Raw genomic sequence first — 23,201 nt, 5'->3', positions numbered from 1 at the left:
AATATGGTTACTTTAAACAAGTCTGTCCCTTTATCAGCCTATACTCCATTTACTCGGGCTGAATGGGCTAAACTTTCAGAATCAACAACCGAAATACTTTCTGCTAGTGAGCGTGAGAAACTCGGCAGTATCAATGAGGCTATTTCTGCTGATGAAGTTTCCGATATATTTCTTCCATTATCTCAATTACTGTACATGCACATGGTACATTCGGTAAACTTACACGATAACGTGAGTACGTTTTTACAAAAGAAAACAAAAAAAGTTCCTTTTGTCATTGGAGTAGCAGGAAGTGTGTCTGTTGGGAAGAGCACAACAGCAAGATTAATTCAAGCACTTGCCTCTCGTTGGCCTAATAAGCCAAAGGTTGATTTAGTAACAACGGATGGCTTTTTATACCCTAATGCTGTCCTTGAGGAACGAGGGTTAATGAAACGCAAAGGTTTCCCTGAAAGCTATGATATCGGCCGTTTAATACGATTTTTGTATGAGCTTAAATCTGGTTACCCTTACATTGAAGCGCCAATGTATTCACATTTAACATACGATGTGCTAGAAAATACAGTACAGAAAATCATCGAACCTGATGTGGTTATAGTTGAAGGAATTAATGTATTACAAGTTAACAAAAAAGATCGGCGAATTCCACAGGTTTTCGTTTCAGACTTTTTTGACTTCTCTATCTATGTGGATGCTGATGAAAATGATATTCTTTCATGGTATATCGAACGTTTTAAACTATTACGTAATACCGCTTTTCAACAACCTGAATCGTTTTTCCATCAGTACAGACATTTAAACGACTCTCAAGCTCATCAATTTGCTAAAGATATCTGGAGCACAATTAACGGAATTAATTTAGAAAAGAACATTCGCCCTACTCGCCATAGAGCTGATTTAATTTTAAAAAAAGGACCAGGACACAGAGTAGAAGAAGTCCATTTAAAAAAGATGTAAGAAAAGGAGCTGCTCCTTTTCTTACATCTTTTTTTACTTAATGATACTTTAGAGCCTACAAATATTCATATATTACGAATTTATTATTATACGTTACAGAACTGTAAAGAAGCATATTCCGATTTACTGCCTCTAGGGATGGCGTTTGTAACATTCTCAGTTGGTAAAAGTTGGACCCTTCTTAGTAAGTGAATTTATGCTAGTTTAGTAGAGTACAAGTTACCAAGGAGGGTTTTACAACATGAAAAAAATGTTAGTTACAATGTTTGCTGCAACTTCTTTATTCTTTATTGGAGGAAACGATACACACGCTCAATCGACTCATAACGTTCAAGCTGGTGATACACTATATAAAATTGGACAACAATATGGCGTATCAACCACAGCAATTCAACGAGCAAATAATAAATCGTCATCTATGATTATGGTCGGCGAAAAGTTAACCATTCCATCATCAATTTCTGCTGCTGAGAAAGATCTATTAGCTCGTCTAGTTCGTGCTGAAGCTGAGGGTGAATCTTATGCTGGAAAAGTTGCAGTTGCAACTGTCGTATTAAATCGCGTCGATCATCATGATTTCCCAAATTCAGTTCGTGGGGTTATCAATGAAGTATCTAATGGATATTATGCATTCTCACCTGTACAAAATGGTCGTATTAATCGTGCAGCAGACCAAGAATCAATCCGTGCTGTTAATGAAGCATTAGCTTTTCGCGGACAAGGCTCAGGTTCTTTATTTTTCTACAATCCAACAATTGCTACAAATCACTGGATTGCAACACGTACGGAAACCGTAAGAATCGGTAACCACGTTTTTGCTAAATAATAAGACATAGAATTACCAAGTAAAAGAAAATTAACTTCTAAAGGGTGATATTCATCGCCCCTTTAGAAGTTCAACTTTTCCCACTTCACTAAATACAATTGCTCGCCACATATTCTTCGTCTATATATATGATTTACCCTCAAATCTCTTCGTTCAAACTTTCTCATTGTTGGATCAAACAACTATTCAATTGTTTAAGATCATAAAAAGCATTCTCTCCCTATACTTTTTCCTCATACTAGTTTTGATACATAAAAACTTCCAAGCATTGCTTTATGACGCAACTTTATTAGTCCAGGCCTGTAATACTTAACATCCCTACAAGCTTTCATCATCCACTTTAAAAAGTTTGAATAAATATAGTTAATAAAACAGGTACTTTTACATGGAATGGGGAATTAATTATATAAAAGATTAATAAAGGGTGGTGAGACTTTGTCTCGAGTTTCAAATACTTCACGGATAAGGAGCAATCGTATTCAGTCTTCATATGTCAATCGAATGACAGAGGTGGGAAGTATAGATGCAGTAGAACAGATCGAACGTATACAAGATACGAAAAATCCGACAAATCACCCTTCCGAAAATTATCTACTCTCATATGAACGATATTATCAAAAACAACAAAGCTTAAAAAAAGAATTCAAACATTTTTATAGACAAGAAAAGCAACTATATGAAGCCGCTAAAAACCTTGATGCAACAAGTAACCAAATTATTAAACAAATAGATGCACTCGTCCAAAAGTACAACCAAGCTCTCGGCTCACTGAAGAATTTTGACATATTAGCTAGTACAAACTATGTAGCATCAATAAATGAAATATTTGACCATTATTCCAAGGAACTTATGTCTATCGGCATTCAAACAAACAAAGATTCCACTTTATCCTTTAACTCAACTAAATTTATTATCAGTTTAGCAAACTCCATAGATGCGACCACGAAAATAGTAAACACTTTTCAATCATTGATTCTTATCAAATATAAAACATTCGCAAAAACTAAAAAGTCTGATTTTGTAAATGGTTATGATAATTTATCACTAGAATTAAAAGGCTTAATTATAGAAGAAGAAGGATGATATTCCTTTCTTCTTCTTTTTTTACCTTATCAAGTATAGTTGTAGTCTGGTACACTTATACAAAACAGGTAGAAATGAGGTTCAAACATGGATGTTATTGTTTCACATATGAATCTTGACTTTGATGGGTTAGCTAGCTTATTAGCAGCAAAAAAACTTTATCCTCATGCTAAAGTAGCACTTACAGACAAACAACAGCCAACAGTGAGTTCATACCTTGCTATTTATAGGGATCGACTTAACTTCTCTTCATATAATGAGATTAGATGGAGTGATGTTGAAACACTCATTCTTGTAGATGTAGCTTCTCTCAAAAGAACAGGGGTTCCAGCAAACGAACTCCCAAATGATAAAAAAATTATCGTTTATGATCATCATCCACCAAAAGAAGGAGATGTTACAGCTGAAGAAACATATATAGAGGAGACAGGGGCAACGATTACCATTCTTACTGAAATATTACATAAGAAAGAGATTACCATCACCCCTTTTGAAGCAACATTATTTGGCCTAGGACTATACACAGATACTGGAAACTTCACCTACCAACATACAACAGCTAAAGATCTTTACATTGCCTCTATTTTAAAGCAGTTAAAAATGGATATTAAGTTAATAGACCGGTTTTCGGAACAAGCGTTATCCATAAAAGAGAAAGAATTATTTCAACAATTACTCACTAATGGAGATCAATATTATGATAATGGTATTACGCTGTTTCTCTCACGTTTCGTCCAGGATACTTATCAAAATGGTCTTGCAACGATTACGAGAAAAATAATGGAGTCAACTGATTCAGATGCAGCCATATCAATTGTAAAAATGAAAGAGCATGTTTATGTTGTAGCACGAGCTAGCTCTGAACGTATTGATTTTCGTCCTCTAATGAAAAAACTAGGTGGGGGTGGACATGCCCAAGCCGCTTCAGCAACACTAAAAAAGCACGAATTACAACTCGTTAGCTCAATGGTACAAGAGAGTCTTGATGCCATTATTAAGCCAGCTATAACAGCAGCTGAAATAATGGCAGTACCAGTAAAGTCTGTATCACCAAATGATACGATTAAATCCGTCCACAGCCAAATGCATCAATTCGGACATACCGGTTTTCCTGTTGTTAATGATGACGACCGATTGGTTGGCATTATTTCTCGACGTGATGTTGATAAAGCAATTCACCATGGTCTAGGACATGCTCCTGTAAAAGGATACATGTCGACAAATTTGATTACTTTGCAACCCCATGCTTCCTTAGAAGAAATTCAACTAACAATGATGGAACATAATATTGGTAGGATTCCAATTATTTCAGGCGACAGAATGATTGGTATTCTGTCTAGAACTGATGTAATTGAACAGCTTCATCAATCGTCCAAAAAGCAAAAAAGTTATCCTATCATCTCAAAAATGAAAGCACAACTCTCTCCTTCTATTTATGATTTGCTACTCAAAATTGGAATGATCGCAGATCAAGAAAATGTAAAAATATACTTGATAGGTGGAATTGTTCGCGATTTCATATTAGGCAGAAAAAATGAAGATATTGACCTTGTCGTTGAGGGGGATGGAATTGCTTTTGCAAACCTTATAAGTAATAAATTAGGTGGCGAGATAAAAGCTCATGAAAAATTCGGTACAGCCACATGGACTACACCAGCTGATGTAAAGTTTGATATTGTCACTTGTCGTACCGAATATTATGACGCACCTGGAGCGTTGCCTAATGTACGTGCTTCAAATATTCGCGAGGATTTAAGAAGAAGAGATTTCACCATTAACGCAATGGCCTTACAAATAAACTATAATAATTTCGGTCATCTTCTTGATTATTTCCAAGGCCAAAATGATATTGACAATAAGAAAATACGAATTTTACATAGTTTGAGCTTTGTAGAAGATCCTACTCGTATCATTCGAGCAGCTCGATTTGCTTTGCGCTTCAATTATCAACTTGCCGATCAAACACGCGAATTAGCGATCGATGGATCGCAAATGTTAAAACAAGTGAGTGCCAAACGTCTTCTCCGAGAACTAGAATTGTTACTTAATGAAAGTACGTCTACAGATGGAGTCAAGCTACTTGACTCTCTCGGTGTATGGTCTATTCTCTTTGAAATTAGTTTAACGGATAAAATACTTAATAATATTGAGAAATTAATAAAGAAAAATAAAAGCGATCCATTTCTTATAATCCTTGCAATAGTCTTTAGACAAGTAGACTGGGATAGAAAAATTATGTTTTACGCCATTACATCGCAACATATTCAAATGGTTCAACAGATTTTTAAAATGGATCAAATCCCTATCTCATCTGATGATTCCTTAAGTACAATTCATCAGCATTTTTATACATTTAAAGAAGACGTTATTTCTAACTATGCTATATTAGCAAATAAGGAAGCAATTTTTGCCTATGTAAAGAAACGAAAGACATTACCAACTTTGCTTACTGGAGAGGATCTGATTCAATTTGGATTAAAGCCAGGCCCTACTTTCACACAAATTTTTCAGGAATTAACCTGTCTACAGCTAGATGATCGTATCGAGTCAAAAAGCGATGCTCTATTGTGGTTACGATCTCATTTAAAAAATGATTCTTCTACCACCTCTTAAAATTATACGGTACTATTCATGAATACTTTTAATAAAAAAGGCTCCTTAACACTAAAATCTAACCATACCTATACAATAGTACATAGCATGTACTATTGTATAGGTAGAATCAGAAATAAGCTTCGGAGCAACCTATTGGCATTTTAAATCGTTTGGAATTTATTATTTCAATTATCATTTTCTTTAAACTTGTCTAGCTTTGTTATTGTATCAACTAGATGATTATTAAATATTTCCTTTGCTACAACTAATAAATCGATAATTTTTGGATCTTTTAACGAATACACCACTCTATTCCCATCTTTCATACCTACTACAATGTTCTTTGCACGCAATACCGTTAATTGTTGAGAGACAGCAGAACCTTCGCTCCCAATAATACTTTGAAGTTCATTGACATTTTTATCCCCTTCAGATAAAAGTTCTAAGATACGTATTCTTAAAGGGTGAGCAAGTGCTTTGAAAAAATCAGCTTTAAATTGTTGCATTTCAAGCTCCAATGCCAGATCCTCCTTTCCCTAATACTCTAATTACATTTAGGAAGAAGTTGCTTTCCTTTTTTCTTCGAAAGATGCTGACCCTAATTCAGAAAGACTAACACATTCTCTAAATGCAAAATGTTGACAACCATAACACCTCTTTTTATCTAATTGCGTTAACGCATAGTTAATTGCATCACCCGTATGATCAAAGAAATGCTCCTGTTTTATAATATCATATAAGCCTGTTTTGATTAACATACTTTTTGGTTGAGGTTTTAACCCCGATATTAAGACAACACCACTCTTTGAGGAGTGTCTTATTATATTTGCAAGATAAGCCTCCCCTGTTGTGTCAATGAATGGAACTTTTCCTAATCTTAATATAAGGGTTCTTGGTTTTTGATTAATTGTTTTAAATAGTTCTTGTTCAAATGTCTGAGCTGCACCAAAAAATAACGGACCCTCGACATTATAAATACTTATTTGTGGACAATCATGTGTCTCTGTAACGATATCTACTTCGACCTTTTCTGACTTCCTTTTAGGGTTTGGGAGTACTTTTGTCACAACAAAACTTTCACTCATTCGTTTTATGAATAAAACAACGGCTAGTAAGAGTCCAACCTCTACTGCAACCGTTAAGTTTACAAATACAGTTAATAAAAAGGTTACAAGCAATACAAGGGAATCACCACTTTTGGTTTTTAAAACATGCATGAATTGTCTTCTTTCGCTCATATTCCAGGCTACTACCATTAATATAGGTGCCATACTCGCCAGTGGTATTACCGATGCGTATGGAGCAAACAGTAGTAATACAAGGAGAACAACTAGACCATGTACAATACCAGAAACAGGTGACACCGCACCATTTTTAATATTTGTTGCAGTTCGAGCAATAGCCCCTGTAGCTGGAATTCCTCCAAATAATGGTGTAACCATATTTGCCACACCCTGTCCCATTAATTCCTTATTACTGTTATGCTTATTATTTGTCATTCCATCCGCTACTACAGCAGAGAGTAAGGACTCAATTGCTCCTAAAATAGCAATAACAAATGCAGGCCTTAATAACTCTATGACACGTTCATAAGTAATATCCAACATTTGAAATTCAGGTAACCCACTTGGGATATCCCCAAATGTTGAACCAATTGTAGGAACCTGGTTCGGAAATAAAAAAGTAGCTAGTACCGTAGACAAAAGTAAACCGACTAAAGGGCCAGGTATTCTTGGCAAAAGCTTCGGAGTTACGATTACGGCTACGAAACAACTAATAGCCGTTAAAACACTATACAGATTAATAGAGTTTAGATGTATTATAATTTCATAGATGTTTTCGATAAATGCCTCATGACTTTCTACTTCAGTTAAACCTAAAAAGTTTGCTATTTGCCCAGTAAAAATAATTACAGCTATTCCAGAGGTGAAACCAATTGTAACAGGTTTAGGTATAAATTTAATGAGTGATCCTAACTTGAATACCCCCATTAAAAATAGTATGATACCAGCTAAAAAACCAGCTATCAGCAAATTTTCAAATCCATAAGTGACGACAATCCCAAATAAAATAGGGATGAAAGCACCTGTAGGACCACCGATTTGGTATCTCGAGCCTCCTAGTAACGATATAAGTATTCCTGCAATAATTGTTGTGTAAATACCGTATTCTGGTTTCACACCAGAAGCAATAGCAAATGCCATACCTAAAGGAATAGCAATTACCCCAACAACAATTCCAGCTAAAATATCCTTTTGTAAACTATCTAAATTATAATCAGTATATCTTCCACAAGGAAACTTCACTTTTTTGTTCACCGTTAACCCTTCTTCGCTTTAATTTATTTACACTCATATATATATATGTATATCTGATTATTTGAATATACGCAATATCAAATCATACAATTTTATGTATAAAAAAGAAATAACGAGACAGAACATTAGATAATGAGCAATCTTCCTCACTTAATTCAGATTCAAGTTATGAAAATCCAGTTTCCAACGAATAATACTAATACATCTTTAGTTAATAATGCGATCTTCTCTTACAAATGATTAAAGTAAGGTCATGAACGACACCTGTTCTTTTACTAAACTAATATTTCATCGGGAACGTGAGGAGGGCTTTGTATGTCCACCCGAAGCGCTAGAAAGAAGCAAAAGAAAAGAAGACGTTATCAGGCCATCTTTCTTTCTTTCAGCCTCCTACTCTTTCTCCTTTTTGGCGTAATTGGTTCGTATGTATTCATGCAATACGAAGCAGGTAGGTCTGAATCACAGCAGCTAATCATATTCACCGACAATCCACCGAGAACGGTTGAAAAACAGGCAGAAATAGCTGTTAGAAAGGAGCCTGAGAACAACGAGCCAATTAATGTTCTCTTAGTTGGAGTTGATACATCTAAAGAAGATATTGCACGGACGGATACGATCATGATCGCACAATATAACCCTCTTAATGGTAATGCAAAACTTGCCTCTATTATGCGTGACTCATATGTAGAAATTCCAGGTCGAACAAGCAACAAAATTAATGCCTCATTTGCATTTGGTGGTGTTGAACTTCTTCAAGATACTATTGAGCATAATTTCGACCTTGACATTCACTATTACGCTTTAATCAACTTTGATGGCTTCATAAAAATGGTCGATACTATTGCTCCAAAAGGACTTAAAGTAACTGTTGACCACCATATGTCTGACCCTAAAAGTAAAATTGAATTCAGACCAGGCACACAAATATTGGATGGAGAAAATGCATTAAAATATGTACGTTTTCGTAAGGATTCTGAGAATGATTTTGGGCGTGTAGAACGACAACAAGAAATACTTGAAAAATTAAAAGATGAACTATTTACACTACAAGGATTGGCAAAAATACCAAGAGTGATTGGTGCTCTTGAACCGTCTATTGAAACGAATATGCGCACCACTAAGTTGTTAAGTTTGGGACGTGACGTCATGCTAAATCCTATTAAAGGAATTGAGACAACTCGAATTCCAATCGAGGAAAGTTTTAAAGATGCATACTACCAGCATGCAGGAGCTGTATTAGAGATAGATATTATTGACAACAAACAGTTTCTTCACGATTTTTTTAAAAACAAGAACGAAGTCGACGAACATTCTAAAAGAAGCGCAAATAAAGCTGACTAACCAAATCAAATTTGGTCAGTCAGCTCTTTCTTACTTTGTATATTCTTTAAATACTAACGTTGCGTTATGTCCTCCAAAACCAAGAGAGTTACTCATAGCTGCACGTACTTGTTGTTTCCGTGCTTCGTTTGGCACATAATCTAAGTCACAGTCTGGATCTGGAGTTTCGTAATTAATCGTTGGCGGGATAATTCCTTCTTTAATCGCCTTAATCGAAAAGATAGCCTCAATCGCTCCTGCCGCTCCTAAAAGATGTCCTGTCATGGACTTTGTTGAGCTAACAGCTAATTTATAAGCATGTTCTCCGAAGACCTTTTTTGCTGCCATTGTTTCAAACTTATCATTGTACGGAGTACTTGTACCATGTGCATTTAAGTAATCAATATCTTCAGGCTGAAGACTCGCATCTTCTATCGCTTGTGTCATTGCTCTTGCTCCACCTTCTCCTTCAGGTGCAGGTGCCGTTACATGGTGCGCATCTCCTGTTGCCCCGTAACCAACTAACTCAGCATAAATGGTCGCACCACGTTCTAGTGCTGAATCTAGACTTTCAAGGATAAGAATACCTGCTCCTTCACCCATTACAAAGCCATCACGATTTGCATCAAACGGTCTCGATGCATTCGCAGGATCTTCGCTTGTTGAGACTGCTTTTGCAGAACAGAATCCAGCAACAGCCATATTTGTGATTGGGGCCTCAGAGCCACCAGTAATCATGACATCAGCATCTCCTCGTTGAATTACCTTAAAGGCATCTCCGATTGAATTCGTGCCAGAAGCACAAGCAGTCACAGTACAAGAGTTAATCCCTTTTGCCCCTGTTGTAATTGACACTTGTCCTGAAGCCATGTCTGGAATCATCATTGGGACAAAGAACGGGCTGACTCGTCTGTGCCCTTTTTCAAGGAATTGACGAAAGTTTTGCTCGTATGTCTCCATCCCACCAATACCAGATCCAATCCATACTCCTACTCGCGATGCAATTTCTTCCGTGATTTCTAGGTTGGCATCTTTTAGTGCCATTAATGATGATGCAACAGCAAATTGAGTAAAGCGATCCATTTTTCTTGCTTCTTTTTTATCAATAAATTCAGCTGGATCAAAATCTTGAATTTCAGCAGCAACCTTCATCGGGAATTCCTCTGCTGGTACTCTAGTTAGAGCTCCAACACCCGACTTTCCATTAATAGCATTCTCCCAAGTACTTTGAACATTTAAACCCAGTGGGGTCACTGCCCCCATTCCAGTTATCACAACACGTCTTTTATTCACAATTTTTCTCTCCTTTGCGTTAATGGCTATCTTCCCCATCTTATAGCAGCAGAGCCCCACACAAGACCAGCTCCAAAACCAACTAAAACTAATAAATCTCCATCTTTAATTTTACCACTTTTCAACTCATCAACCATAGCCATTGGAATCGATGCTGAAGAGGTATTTCCATATTTATGGACAGTTTTGGACATTTTCTCAACTGGCAAGTCTAAACGCCCTCTAGCCGCTTCCATTATTCGAATGTTTGCTTGGTGAGGTACAAGAAAGTCACAATCTTCCTTAGTAAAACCTGCTTTTTCAAGTACACGTAAAGAAGAGTCACCCATTTGGCGAACAGCAAATTTAAAAACTTCACGCCCATTCATTTCTAAATACTTACCTTTTTGATTAATATGCATCGCACCAGAGCCGTCAGCACCTAACTCAAAAGCTAGAATACCTTTCCCTTTAGAAACTGGTCCAAGGACAGCAGCCCCTGCTCCATCTCCAAATAATACCGCAGTATTTCGGTCAGTAAAATCAGTGATTTTTGATAATTTTTCAACCCCAACAACGAGTACGTGTTTATATGCGCCTGTTTCAATGAACTGTTGTCCAGTAGCTAACCCGTAAATAAAACCTGCACAAGCTGCACTTATATCCATTGCAGCAGCTTTCTTTGCACCCAGGCGATCTTGAATTAATGCAGATACGGTTGGAAACGCCATATCTGGCGTAACGGTAGCAACTAAAATTAAGTCTATGTCCTCAGCTGAAAGCCCTGAGTGATCCAACGCATCTTTTGCAGCACTAAATGCCATATCCGAACTATCCACATCATCTGGAGCAAAGCGTCTTTCTTCTATCCCCGTTCTTGTTTTAATCCATTCATCATTAGTATCTATTTTTTCTTCAAATTCTGCATTCGTGACAACATTTTCTCCAATATAGCTGCCCATACCTAATATTCCTGCACTTGTCATCTTACTCTTCCCCTTTCGCGATGGCACACGATTTTTTGGGTTATTATTAGTACCTGATCCTAAGTTTAACGTATTTCAAAAGTTCTGTCTATATAAGAGATTCTCCAAAAGGGAGGAGTTTTCCTTTTTGTAGAATCTCATTTTAATGCAAAGAGTAGCTACTTTATAAGCTCTGGAATATCGACTTTCTAAAAGTAATTTCTCTATTTAGGTACCAGCCTTTACACAGTGACACCATTTCATCCATACAATATCTATGAGTACAGTTAAGGAGGGGAATTTATGAGTGATGAAAAAAAACAACAAACTGATTTTTTTACTGACTTAATGTTCGGAAGGCCACCGACACCACCTGAAACCGAACAACCAGTAGAAAAACAAGCTGAGGAATCTGATGAAAACATTTCTGAAACATCCAATGTTCCTGCTGAACAAAGTAATACTCAATCAAACAACCAACAACAAAATGAACAAGGGGATCAATTAACCCATATAATTGCTCTTGTTCAATCATTAAGTCCTTATCTTGTTAAATTAGCACCTCTTGCGAAAATGGTCTCTAATTACTTTGGTCAAGATGAAAAAGACACTAAAGAAACCTCGACGAGCAAGGAAAAATCAAAAAAACGCTAACAACTAGAGTTAGCGTTCTTGTTTTTGAAGTTCCTCCATTAAGTCATTGAAAAACCCATCTAGTTGCTGCTTCAATTTTATTTCTTCTTCACTTTTTGGTTCCATTTCCTTTACCTCAGCATACGTTTGTAAGAATCCCTCTAACTCACCTGTACGAATTTGGGCAATACTATAAGAGGAGAATAGTCGGATGTTAGGAGCACCACTTCTTCTCATTAATTCAATGAAAGGCTGTAGTTTCTTTTTCGCTTCTTCATCACGTTTTTCTTTAACAAGCTGAAAGCCTTCTTTCATTTCTTGAGCAAATTCCTTAAGTTTTTCTACCTTCTCCATACACGTTCCTCCTCACAATTTATAAACAAAACAAAAGCTCGTTCTGAGTTATCTCAGGTCGAGCTCATTTTCTATTTCATTTAGTTTGATTCATTAGCATGATCTTTTCCTAGTTCATATGCCTCTGACATCACATTTAATAATAATTCCAACATTGGTTGCAAATCTTCCATATTCAATTCAATGCCTTTTTCATCAAGGAATTTTTTTCCTTCTGGTAAGTGCTTCATAGCAATTTGCATAAATCTCATATTCATTTCCGGGTTACTCATCTTCAACCACCTCTATCTTCATTCTTCCCACTCTAACAATACTATGACAACCTCTATGAACGCAAGTAACACACTATAGTGGTTCGGTCAGTAACTCTCCAGTCTCTATGTATGTTTGAACAGCTTCCTCAATTTGAGAAACAATTTCCTCAGGGATACTTGGGCTAAATTGACCTAAAGTAATAACACCATCTTGAAAATCATATCGCAAATTACCTGACTCTAATTCACTTTGATAAAATTTTTCAGCCACCAATTCATATAAATAATCGACATGTTGCACCGTACTCGTTAGAACTGTTGTTTCACCTAGATCGGCTTGATCACTTACAAATCCGATTGCATATAAACCTTCTTTTCTAACTTCTTCTATAACATCGACATGAAATCCATCTCCTGCAGGATAATAAACATCTACCTCTTCTTTCAACAACTCTTCAAATAGTGAAAGAGCCACTTCACTATCTCCCCAGTCTTCAACAACCTCCAAATAAACATTTGCTTGATTAAGAGTTGCTCCATCATAAAAGCCATTTACTTCCGGCTGCCATTCAAATGCTGAGATAACACCAACATTCCCACTGTCAGACATTGTTGCTGCAACCATTCCCGCAAAATACCCCATTGCATAACTATCAAAATGTAGACTTGTTACATTATCGCCCTCAACTTCACCATTAAAACTAACAAAATGAATTTCAGGATATTTTTTCCCGATCTCTGTAAAAAGATCAGCATAATAGCGACCATGTCCAAAAATTAAGTTCACTTCTTCTTGAACAAATTCATCGATAGCTTTAGTAACTTTAGCTTCCGTGTTCATATCTTCATAAAACAATACATCAATATTTAGATTTGAATGTATATTTAATAAACCTTGATACCCTTTGCTATTCCAACCCTGATCATCAATCGTATCTTCTAATAACAAACCTACTTTATTTTCAGAAGATGGTGAGTTAATTACACAGCCAGCAAGAATAGCTGGTAATAATAGTATGATTAGCCATTTAAAATTCATGTTGACACAACTCCCTAATCTTTACACTTTCTAAAATGATAATAAACTAGTTGTCTACTGTTATTCCACTATTGGGTCCACAATAACTACTTTTGTACTAGCTTATTCGTTAACCATATGTATGTTTCCTTTGGCCCTTGCCTTTTGATATGAACTTGTAATATACTTGTAATTTTTTAACAAAGTAAGCATTGGTATTAACATGAAGATGAAACATTCGATCAACACTGTTATAATGAACCGAGACTATTTAAATATAGAAGCGAGGATATTATTTTATGAATTATACAACGGCAGTAGAATCGCGTCGTACTTTTGCGATTATTTCCCATCCAGATGCAGGGAAAACCACCTTAACAGAAAAACTTCTTTTATTTGGGGGAGCAATTCGTGAAGCAGGTTCTGTAAAAGGTAAGAAAAATTCAAAGCATGCGATGAGTGACTGGATGGAGATTGAAAAGCAACGTGGAATCTCTGTAACAAGTTCAGTCCTTGAATTTTTATACGAAGGATATCATGTCAATATTCTTGATACACCTGGGCATGAAGACTTTAGTGAGGATACGTATCGTACTTTAACTGCAGCTGACTCTGCAACTATGCTTATCGATGCTGCAAAAGGGGTAGAGGCACAAACGAAGAAGTTATTCAAAGTATGTAAAATGCGTGGTATACCTATTTTCACATTTATGAATAAATTAGACCGACAAGGTAGAGATCCATTTGAGTTAATGGAAGAACTGGAAAACCTACTTGGGATTCGTTCATATCCAATGGGATGGCCTATCGGAATGGGGCAATCATTTTCAGGGGTATATGATCGTCACAATAAAAAGCTTGAGCTATATAATCCTGAAAATCCAAAGGAAATTGATGTTATTCAACTTGAAGGCCCAAACGATCCAAAGTTAGATGAAGCGATTGGTGACGAAGGGTTAGTTGCGCAGTTTCGAGAAGAATTAGAATTGTTAGATGTTGCCGGAGATGAATTTGACGCAGAACTAGTTGCTAAAGGAGAGCTAACTCCTATTTTCTTCGGAAGTGCAATTTCAAGCTTTGGTGTTCAAACCTTCTTAGAACACTTTTTGGAGCTTTCTCCAGCTCCTACACCACGAGAAAGCTCAAAAGGACTTGTTGATCCACTAACGAATCAATCTTTTTCAGGGTTTATCTTTAAGATTCAAGCAAACATGAATCCTGCTCACCGTGATCGCATTGCCTTTTTACGTATAACATCTGGTAAATTTGAGCGCGGAATGAATGTGAAACATGTTCGAATTGGCAAAAGCCTCAAGCTTACTCAACCAACTCAATTCTTAGCTCAAAGTAGAAGCATAGTTGACGAGGCTTATGCCGGTGATATTATTGGGCTATTTGATCCAGGTAACTTTAGAATTGGTGATACATTAGTGGCAGGGGACAGCTTTGAATTTGATGAAATGCCTCATTTCTCACCAGAGTATTTTAGCGCCATTACAGTTAAGGAAGCTCTAAAGCATAAGTCTTACGAAAAAGGTTTGCAACAACTGACTGAAGAAGGCGCAATCCAGTTATTTAAAACATTTAATCGTTTTGCTGAGCAACAGATTGTTGGTGTTGTTGGAGTTCTTCAGTTTGAAGTTCTTGAATATCGTCTAAAACATGAATATCATGTTGACATTCAACTAGAACGACTTCCATTTTCCTTTGCTCGTTGGGCTGCTGGACCGCCTGAGGCAATGGAGGCTTTTAAAAAGTCACAGCGTAACCTAGTAACCGACCGAGACGGGCGAATCGTTGTTTTGTTTGAAAATGAGTTTCAAATGCGTACAGCAATTGATAAATATCCTGAAATGAACTTCTATGAAAATTCATTTATAAGAGAAATAAATTAATAAATAAGCAATGTGTTCTTGTGATTAAAAGAATCAGGGGTGTGCCAAAAGGGCAAGTTTATAACTTTTTTGGCACACCCCCTTTTTGTATTCATTTTCTTTTTTGATAAAGAAACTCAATAATCCCTCCACATAGTAGCGCAATAATAACACTTAAGCCCTCCCCTAAATGAAAAACTTGATAAAGAAGGAAATACGATACAACTGTTACAATCGCAAAAATGAATATACCAAAAATCGCTCGCTTTCTTTGCACCTGTTCACATCCTTAAGTTAACCTTTGTTGCTGCTGCCATTGTTTCACATGTTCCCGTTGTTTGGCAAGGCCTTCATCAAGTGATATTTTCGGTGTGAAACCAAGCAAATTCTTAACTTTTTCATTACTAAGCGATGTTTTCACCTTAGGTACCCTTTTGATCCCCTGATACCCTAGAAGCTCAATCCCCTTATACCAAGCTTCCTGTTGTCCCGATGCTAAGTGAAAAACTTCATTCTTTGCCTGATTACATAAAACGAATGCTTTAACACAATCTTCCACATACAATACATCTAGAGTTGATCGATCAACAGTAGGGTTTTCTACCCCTGATATGATTTGTTGATAGGTCATATCAGCTCTTTGCCAAGGGCCATAAATAGTGGGCAATCGAAGTATATTAAACGAAACACCTTTCTCGCAACATTCTTTATCGATTAGTCTTTCGCTTGCTAGCTTAGTAATACCATAGGCTGATGTCGGATTTGTTGGTGTACGTTCTGTAATCGTTCCTGGACGTTCTCCATATACTTCAACTGTAGAAGCAAAAATCAACTTAGCTCGCTTTGGGATGGCACTCACTATTTTTTTTGTTACATGTACATTATTTATAATGATGTTAGCTAACTTATCCCACTTAGTATCGATTGCCGTTGCTGCAGCTAAATGGTAAACAACATCAATATCTTTTAATAGTTCAAGTAAATCAACATTCTCTACTTTCTTATCAATTAATGTAACTAAATCATTACGACCAATTCTCATCCACTTCTCTTCTTGTTCTACTTTACTCTCGTCGTTTATTTCATCTATAATAATTACTTTTATACCTTCAGACAAAAGGTGCTCCACTAAATGGTACCCGATAAATCCTAATCCACCTGTTACTACAACCTTTTTCATATCCATACTTCTCCCCCTTTACTAACAAGTTATGTAAAAAGCCCTCTCCTATGTCAAATAAAGAGATAGGCTATAAGTGTACTTCATATTTTTTATAAAAAGGAAAAGCTGCTTGTGAAGCTTTGTAAAAGGATTTATCATTCCCATGGATTCGCAAATTAACAAAGATTTGTCTTTTTGCTAATTCTTGTTGGAATGGCCGACTTTGAACTTGTAGAGGAAAATACTTTTCTTGCATATGACAATGAATCGATAATGGTGGTACATAACCTTCTTCAAGTACAGGTGTGATTGCCTTCATAGTCTTTGCGCTAATCTCTTTAGAAGGAAGTTGATAAGCTTCTCCAATTTCTTTGATGAATCGTTTAAAGTATAGTTTATTCTCTTTCTCTTGTTGATAGAATGCTTCCAACGAAAAACACGGGTTAACAAAGTAACAGGAACGAACACGTTGTGGATTGTCATTAAGAAATCTTAATGCTAGAAGTGCACCACTTCCCTCTGCAAAAAGATGCACCTTTGAATTTAATATTTCTTTTTTTAAAACTAAATTATAAAGTTGATTAAACAATTGGTAAGCCTTTGGGCTCCCCCAATGTTGATCAAAAAGCGAGGAAGCAATAACCGTATATCCTCTACTTAACAAATCATCAACGAATTGATTTTTTTCAGGGTGTTGCTCCCAATCACTTGTATCTTTTTCAACTAACATCCCGTTAATTCCAAGCAAAAAAACGGCAAAACCACTTGGGCGTTCTGGAAGATAGATGACGTTCCACTGTTCTTCTATGCGAAAAAAACGTGCACGTATCATTGTTATACGTCTCTCCCATCATTTCAGTAGTATCTTTATTACGGTATGCAGAACTAAAAAAAATGGAAGCAAAAGTGACAACAATATTTTTTAAAATAGGAAAAAACCTCTTTTTCTTCTTGGTATTGCATAGGGAGAAAAAGAGGTTTTTTATTCACTTTATACATAAATTCAAAGACTTATAACTCTTCTTTTTAGAAATCTATAAGCCAGCTTTTGGTTTTGGCTTTGGTGTCCATTTCCTATTATGGTTTTGCGTATCAGGAAATGTATCTCCGGCTTTCATTTTAAGAGCCTTTGGGTTTTGTACCATATCCCCCGTTTCACCAATTTCTACATAAATTCCGTTATTTGGTGCTTTTTGTCCTGGTTCAAATTGTCTACTTTGACCCATGATAAAACCCCCTTTCCATAATTAGAATACCCAAATTTATTCTAATCATGAACACGAAGAACCTAGTTAGGATTGGTTAATAACGCCAGAAGAATCGCTTTTTGTGCATGGAGACGATTTTCAGCTTGATCATAGACAACTGAATGTTTTCCATCAATTATGTCTGAAGTTACTTCCTCATCGCGATGTGCCGGTAAGCAATGTAAGAAGATAAAATCGTCTTTTGCACCGCTCACTAAATTTGAATTTACTTGGAAACCAGCAAATGATTTTAAACGTTCTTCTTGTTCTTGTTCATACCCCATACTTGCCCAAACGTCTGTATAAATAACATCAGCATCTTTAGTGGCTTCTTCTGGATTATTCGTTTGAACAATGTTTGCCCCTGTCTCTTCAGCAACTTGCTTTGCCTTTTTAAAAATTTCTTCATCAACTTCATATCCTTTAGGGGTTGCAATCGTAACATCCATTCCGACCTTAGCTCCTGCAATTAAAAGAGAGTTAGCTACGTTATTGCCATCACCAACATAAGCAAGTTTTAACCCTTTAAGTTGTTTTTTATGTTCATATACCGTTAACAAATCCGCCATAGCTTGACAAGGATGATATCCATCAGTTAAAGCATTAATAACAGGGACAGACGAATGTTCTGCTAACTCTTCAACAAGTTCGTGTGAATTCGTACGAATCATAATAGCATCAACATAACGAGCGAGTACATTAGCTGTATCCTTAACCGGCTCACCACGACCAATTTGCATATCACGTGGGCTTAAGAACAAAGCATGCCCTCCTAATTGCGTCATACCTACTTCAAAAGAAACACGAGTACGTGTAGATGCATTTTCAAAAATCATACCCAATGACTGACCTTTTAATGCGTTAGCATAGTTGTATTTGTTTTCTTTTATATCTAATGAGCTTTCAAGTAAAAAATTGATCTCATTCGGTGTATAATCAAGCAAAGTGAGAAAATCACGTCCATAAAATGATTGTATATTCGTATCAACTGCAGTTTTCAAGCCAGTCACTTCCTTTATTTGATAAGTTCCTTTTCTTTCATCCACCAATCTTGAATTGCATGGTAATTAAGATTGCTTACTCCTAATCCATTTAGCATTACTTCTAATGTTGTAAGCTCAGAAATCACAGAGCAGCGTTGTCTTAACGCTTCTTGGCGTTTTTGTGTCCCATTTTTCGTTCCAAGCTTCGGCAAACTAATTAACGCTATTGCTTCATCCGATTGAATCCAATTTTCAAATCCACTCGATACAAGTGTAAATTCATGCTCTTCTAAACGCTTTGCATAGGATTCAAACTCTGTTTGAAATTCCGGTGCTACATCAACAAAGATTGAGCCTTTCTCTGTAAAGAACTTTGGTTTCGATTGCTGTGACCACATAAATGCTTTTAAGAATGCCTCATCAAGATCTACACCCATACTCATTAATTCACCTGTTGATTTCATCTCAGCTTCTAATATTGGATCAAGTCCTGCCAATTTCTGATAAGAGAAAACAGGAGCTTTTACTGTATAAAAATGTGGTTTACGCATTAGCTTTTCGGATATACCGAGCTCAGTTAAAGATGCTCCAAGCAATAATTGTACTGTGTAATCAATTAAAGACTGGTTAGAAATTTTACTCAAGATCGGCACCGTTCTTGAAGCCCTCGGATTTATTTCAATTACGTATAATTGCTCTTTATATAACACAAACTGAATATTAAAGATCCCTTTAAAATCCATCCCTTTTGCAATTCGTTCCGTGTACGTTAATACAAGATCTTGTACAGATTCAGAAATAGAATAAGGTGGAGTAACAGCTATGCTATCACCTGAGTGTACCCCTGCACGCTCAACATGTTCAAACATCCCAGCGATACATACTGACTTTCCATCTGTTAACGCATCTACCTCTAATTCAATTCCAGGATAGTAAGCATCTATTAACAAAGGAAAAGCAACTGTTTGCTCTTCATCGTTTAAATAAGAAACAAATTCCTTTTCCGATTCAAACAACATCATCCCTTGACCACCGATTACATAAGAAGGGCGGATTAACACTGGATAACCAATTTCGGCAGCTTTTTCTAATCCATCCTCTTCATTGCTTGCCGTTACACCCGGGATATGTGGCACTTCAACTTGTTGCATAAAAGAATAAAACCTTCCACGGTCTTCTAATTGATCAATCGTATCGAGATTAGTACCATATAACTTTACTCCTGCTGCTTCTAGACCCTCGACAAGTGAGATTGCTGTTTGCCCTCCAAGTTGGACAATAACCCCTTCAACATGTTCTAAGTCAATAACATTTAGAACATCCTCAACCGTTAAAGGTTCGAAGTACAAGCGATCTGCCGTTGCATAGTCTGTACTTACCGTCTCAGGGTTGTTGTTCATCATAATAGCTTCATAGCCTAAACGATGAAGACTCTGAATTCCCTGTACCGAGCAATAATCAAACTCAATACCTTGCCCAATTCGAATTGGACCAGAGCCGATTAATAAGATTTTCTTTTTCCCGGATTGAGGTATCGTATCATTTTCACCTGACCAACTCGAATAAAAATAAGCAGTTGAAGCCGTAAATTCTCCTGCACATGTATCAACCATTTTATAAGAAGGTACGATTCCATAATCAATCCGTTTCGTACGAATTGCTTGTTCCGTAGTTCCCCATGTGCGAGCTAGGTACTCATCAGCAAATCCAGCTTTTTTTATTTCTTGTAAATCCTCTTTTTCAATCGTATCAAAGCTTTCTTCTTTTACCTTGTTTTCGAGTGCTATTAACCGTTCAAAGGATTGAAGGAAAAATTCATTAATACCAGTAGCTTCATGTAAACTTTGACGTGAAGCCCCTCTTCTCATTAACTCTAATAAAACAAAGAAACGGCGATCATCAGCATTCTTTACTAAGTGCCATAACTCTTCATCTGACTTTCTCGAAACAACTGGAAACGTTAACCCAACTGTTTTCAACTCTAAAGATCTGACAGCTTTTTGAATCCCCGCTTCTAAATTACGTTCAATTGCCATCACTTCTCCAGTAGCCTTCATTTGTGTACCAAGCTTACGTTCGGCATGAACAAATTTGTCAAACGGCCAGCGAGGAAACTTCACAACAACATAATCTAGAGCAGGTTCGAAACTAGCATACGTATGTCCTGTTACTGGATTAATTAATTCATGTAAATGATATCCGATACTCACCTTTGCTGCCATTTGCGCAATCGGATAACCAGTTGCTTTAGAAGCAAGCGCCGAAGAACGACTTACTCGTGGATTTACTTCAATTAAATAATATTGCTTGCTATAAGGATCAAGAGCAAATTGAATATTGCAACCACCGACAATTCCCAAAGCTCGAATAATCTTTACCGAACAACTCCTAAGCATTTGATATTCAACATCTGTTAAAGTTTGTGAAGGGGCAACGACAATCGAGTCACCTGTATGAATACCAACCGGGTCGATATTTTCCATATTACAAATCGTGATACACGTATCATTGCTGTCACGCATTACTTCATATTCAATTTCCTTGAACCCTGCGATACTTTTTTCAATTAAACACTGACTTATCGGACTAAGGGAAAGCCCTCCCTTTATAATTCGCTTTAACTCGTCTTCATTTGAAGCAATCCCCCCACCTGCGCCACCAAGCGTGTAGGCAGGACGAACAATAATTGGGTAACCTACTTGCTCTGCAAATTGAATTGCAGCATCACTCGTTGTAACAATATCACTCTCAGGGACCGGTTCATTCAGTTCCTGCATTAAAGAACGAAATTCTTCACGGTCTTCCCCTTTTTTAATAGATTCAATGGGAGTACCTAAAAGGTTAACATTATATTTTTCCAAAATCCCATTATCATGTAGATCCATTGCTAAGTTTAGCCCAGTTTGACCTCCTAGAGTGGCAAGGATACCATCAGGTTGTTCTTCTTTAATGATATTTTCAACACTCTCGATCGTCAAAGGTTCGAAATAAACACGATCGGCACATGATTCATCTGTCATGACAGTTGCTGGATTATTATTTACAAGGATGACCTCGATGCCTTCTTCCTTTAAAGCAAGGCAAGCCTGAGTACCGGCATAATCAAATTCAGCTGCTTGCCCGATAACAATTGGTCCAGATCCGATAACAAGTACTTTTTTTAAATGTTGGTGTTTAGGCATAAGCTTTCTCTCTCCCTTTATTACGTAGCATTTCTATGAATGTATAGAAGAGTTGTTCACTATCAGATGGCCCAGGATGAGCTTCAGGATGAAACTGCACTGTAAACACAGGATATTGTTTATGAATAAGACCTTCAATTGATTGATCGTTAATATTCATAAACTTCGGTTCAAATCCTGTTCCGTTAAGTGATTCTTCATTAACGACATAGCTATGGTTCTGTGATGTCATATAGACTTTATTTGTTACTAGATCAATAACTGGTTGATTAGCACCACGATGACCAAACGTTAATTTTTCAGTATTGGCACCAAAAGCAAGTGCTAATAGTTGATGTCCTAAGCAAATTCCCATCGTTGGATAATTCATAGCGACTTCTTTAATTGTTGGAAGGACATGTTGTAATTGTTTAGGGTTTCCTGGTCCATTTGAATACATGACCCCGTCCGGCTGTAGGCTTTTAATTTTTTCAAACGATGTGTTATATGGAACAAGAGAAACTTTGCATCCATGTTCTAGTAAGGAATCTAGAATAGACTTCTTATAACCAAGATCAACCATGACAATATGATGATCCCCGTCACCATACGTTCTTATTTTTGAAGTAGTTACTAACGGTACAACTTGTTGCTCCCCTAGTGGCAAGGACTTCTCAAATGTTATATTAGCAGGATCCGTTGTGATAATCGCTCGCATATCGCCCTGTTCCCGTATCCGTTTCACAATAGCTCTTGTATCAATTCCTGACATCAACGGAATCGAATGCTTCTTGCAATAAGTAACTAAAGATGTACAAGATTCATAGTGGAATCCTTCATCTGATACTTCACTTACGAGTAAGGCATTCACTTGAGGTGTAATGCTTTCAAAGTCAACTTCATTAACCCCATAATTTCCGATTAGTGGATACGTGAACACGACCATTTGCCCTTTAAACGATGGATCACTTAAAACCTCTTGATAGCCTGACATGCCCGTAAAAAAAACAATTTCTCCATGAACTTCCTCTTGATCGCTATGAAGAATTCCCTCGAATATCTCGCCATTTTCTAACACTACGAACCCTTTCATTTGATTCCCTCCACTCGTGATGAATACTTATACTAACTTCTAAATTTTTATACAAACCTTTTTTTAAAAAAACACTACTTATTTGA

21 protein-coding genes are annotated in these 23,201 nt (G+C 36.7%); 7 read left to right on the top strand and 14 right to left on the bottom strand.

Going from position 1 to position 23,201, the window contains the following annotated elements; translation table 11 throughout:
* Nucleotides 1–3 precede the first annotated feature (3 nt).
* From coaA to AC1FXZ_RS19055, 4 genes are all read left to right on the top strand, one after another.
* A complete protein-coding gene (coaA, locus tag AC1FXZ_RS19070; protein ID WP_480056625.1) occupies nucleotides 4–957 on the top strand; it encodes a type I pantothenate kinase in 954 nt (317 codons plus the stop codon).
* Nucleotides 958–1,198: 241 nt separating this feature from the next.
* Nucleotides 1,199–1,783 (top strand): cell wall hydrolase, encoded by a 585-nt coding sequence (locus AC1FXZ_RS19065; protein ID WP_480056623.1) that lies wholly within the window; start codon nucleotides 1,199–1,201, stop codon nucleotides 1,781–1,783.
* 435 nt (nucleotides 1,784–2,218) lie between these two features.
* A complete protein-coding gene (locus AC1FXZ_RS19060; protein WP_480056621.1) occupies nucleotides 2,219–2,866 on the top strand; it encodes a hypothetical protein in 648 nt (215 codons plus the stop codon).
* Nucleotides 2,867–2,953: 87 nt separating this feature from the next.
* Complete coding sequence (locus tag AC1FXZ_RS19055) at nucleotides 2,954–5,479, top strand: CBS domain-containing protein (RefSeq protein WP_480056619.1); 2,526 nt, start codon at nucleotides 2,954–2,956, stop codon at nucleotides 5,477–5,479.
* Nucleotides 5,480–5,646: 167 nt separating this feature from the next.
* On the opposite strand, the gene AC1FXZ_RS19050 is transcribed toward AC1FXZ_RS19055, so the two are convergent.
* Together AC1FXZ_RS19050 and AC1FXZ_RS19045 are read right to left on the bottom strand one after the other, a co-directional pair.
* The gene (locus AC1FXZ_RS19050; protein ID WP_480056617.1) at nucleotides 5,647–5,979 is read right to left on the bottom strand and encodes an ArsR/SmtB family transcription factor; all 333 of its coding nucleotides are present in this window, start codon (nucleotides 5,977–5,979) and stop codon (nucleotides 5,647–5,649) included.
* A 36-nt stretch (nucleotides 5,980–6,015) separates the two neighbouring features.
* Nucleotides 6,016–7,779: a SulP family inorganic anion transporter gene (locus AC1FXZ_RS19045; protein WP_480056615.1), complete on the bottom strand. Its 1,764-nt coding sequence runs from the start codon at nucleotides 7,777–7,779 to the stop codon at nucleotides 6,016–6,018.
* A gap of 315 nt (nucleotides 7,780–8,094) precedes the next feature.
* Here AC1FXZ_RS19045 and AC1FXZ_RS19040 point away from each other — a divergent pair, with 315 nt between their 5' ends.
* The gene (locus AC1FXZ_RS19040; protein ID WP_480056613.1) at nucleotides 8,095–9,120 is read left to right on the top strand and encodes an LCP family protein; all 1,026 of its coding nucleotides are present in this window, start codon (nucleotides 8,095–8,097) and stop codon (nucleotides 9,118–9,120) included.
* 30 nt (nucleotides 9,121–9,150) lie between these two features.
* Here the strand turns inward: AC1FXZ_RS19040 and fabF are convergent, their stop codons facing one another.
* The gene (gene fabF / locus AC1FXZ_RS19035) at nucleotides 9,151–10,392 is read right to left on the bottom strand and encodes a beta-ketoacyl-ACP synthase II (protein WP_480056611.1); all 1,242 of its coding nucleotides are present in this window, start codon (nucleotides 10,390–10,392) and stop codon (nucleotides 9,151–9,153) included.
* Between the two features lie 26 nt (nucleotides 10,393–10,418).
* Nucleotides 10,419–11,357, bottom strand: coding sequence for a beta-ketoacyl-ACP synthase III (locus AC1FXZ_RS19030; protein ID WP_480056609.1), 939 nt, complete (start codon nucleotides 11,355–11,357; stop codon nucleotides 10,419–10,421).
* Between the two features lie 282 nt (nucleotides 11,358–11,639).
* On the opposite strand from AC1FXZ_RS19030, the gene AC1FXZ_RS19025 reads away from it, so the two are divergent.
* Nucleotides 11,640–11,990: a hypothetical protein gene (locus AC1FXZ_RS19025; protein ID WP_480056607.1), complete on the top strand. Its 351-nt coding sequence runs from the start codon at nucleotides 11,640–11,642 to the stop codon at nucleotides 11,988–11,990.
* A 9-nt stretch (nucleotides 11,991–11,999) separates the two neighbouring features.
* On the opposite strand, the gene AC1FXZ_RS19020 is transcribed toward AC1FXZ_RS19025, so the two are convergent.
* From AC1FXZ_RS19020 to AC1FXZ_RS19010, 3 genes are all read right to left on the bottom strand, one after another.
* Nucleotides 12,000–12,323: a hypothetical protein gene (locus tag AC1FXZ_RS19020; RefSeq protein ID WP_480056605.1), complete on the bottom strand. Its 324-nt coding sequence runs from the start codon at nucleotides 12,321–12,323 to the stop codon at nucleotides 12,000–12,002.
* A gap of 80 nt (nucleotides 12,324–12,403) precedes the next feature.
* A complete protein-coding gene (locus AC1FXZ_RS19015; protein ID WP_480056603.1) occupies nucleotides 12,404–12,595 on the bottom strand; it encodes a ComZ family protein in 192 nt (63 codons plus the stop codon).
* Nucleotides 12,596–12,668: 73 nt separating this feature from the next.
* Entirely contained in the window at nucleotides 12,669–13,616 is a 948-nt protein-coding gene (locus AC1FXZ_RS19010) for a BMP family ABC transporter substrate-binding protein (RefSeq protein ID WP_480056601.1), read from the bottom strand.
* 278 nt (nucleotides 13,617–13,894) lie between these two features.
* Between AC1FXZ_RS19010 and AC1FXZ_RS19005 the strand changes: the two genes are divergently transcribed.
* Nucleotides 13,895–15,490: a peptide chain release factor 3 gene (locus tag AC1FXZ_RS19005; RefSeq protein WP_480056599.1), complete on the top strand. Its 1,596-nt coding sequence runs from the start codon at nucleotides 13,895–13,897 to the stop codon at nucleotides 15,488–15,490.
* 91 nt (nucleotides 15,491–15,581) lie between these two features.
* Here the strand turns inward: AC1FXZ_RS19005 and AC1FXZ_RS19000 are convergent, their stop codons facing one another.
* From AC1FXZ_RS19000 to AC1FXZ_RS18970, 7 genes are all read right to left on the bottom strand, one after another.
* Nucleotides 15,582–15,746, bottom strand: a complete 165-nt coding sequence (locus AC1FXZ_RS19000) for a hypothetical protein (RefSeq protein WP_480056597.1) — start codon at nucleotides 15,744–15,746, stop codon at nucleotides 15,582–15,584.
* A 12-nt stretch (nucleotides 15,747–15,758) separates the two neighbouring features.
* On the bottom strand, nucleotides 15,759–16,655 hold the full coding sequence (locus AC1FXZ_RS18995; RefSeq protein WP_480056595.1) for an NAD-dependent epimerase/dehydratase family protein: 897 nt from the start codon (nucleotides 16,653–16,655) through the stop codon (nucleotides 15,759–15,761).
* A 64-nt stretch (nucleotides 16,656–16,719) separates the two neighbouring features.
* A complete protein-coding gene (locus tag AC1FXZ_RS18990; protein ID WP_480056593.1) occupies nucleotides 16,720–17,463 on the bottom strand; it encodes an alpha/beta fold hydrolase in 744 nt (247 codons plus the stop codon).
* Nucleotides 17,464–17,665: 202 nt separating this feature from the next.
* A complete protein-coding gene (locus AC1FXZ_RS18985; protein ID WP_480056591.1) occupies nucleotides 17,666–17,857 on the bottom strand; it encodes a YjzC family protein in 192 nt (63 codons plus the stop codon).
* Nucleotides 17,858–17,919: 62 nt separating this feature from the next.
* A complete protein-coding gene (argF, locus tag AC1FXZ_RS18980) occupies nucleotides 17,920–18,879 on the bottom strand; it encodes an ornithine carbamoyltransferase (RefSeq protein ID WP_480056589.1) in 960 nt (319 codons plus the stop codon).
* A 14-nt stretch (nucleotides 18,880–18,893) separates the two neighbouring features.
* The gene (locus AC1FXZ_RS18975) at nucleotides 18,894–22,043 is read right to left on the bottom strand and encodes a carbamoyl phosphate synthase large subunit (protein ID WP_480056587.1); all 3,150 of its coding nucleotides are present in this window, start codon (nucleotides 22,041–22,043) and stop codon (nucleotides 18,894–18,896) included.
* Nucleotides 22,036–23,115 carry a carbamoyl phosphate synthase small subunit gene (locus AC1FXZ_RS18970; RefSeq protein ID WP_480056585.1) on the bottom strand — a complete coding sequence of 360 codons (1,080 nt, stop codon included), beginning with the start codon at nucleotides 23,113–23,115 and terminating at the stop codon, nucleotides 22,036–22,038. The genes AC1FXZ_RS18975 and AC1FXZ_RS18970 overlap by 8 nt, the downstream gene beginning before the upstream one ends.
* Nucleotides 23,116–23,201 lie beyond the last annotated feature (86 nt).

It is taken from the genome of Halalkalibacter sp. HAAS-P014, from assembly GCF_056619965.1.
The sequence above is the reverse complement of the archived record's forward strand: the minus strand, read 5'-3'. Positions and strand labels throughout refer to the sequence as shown.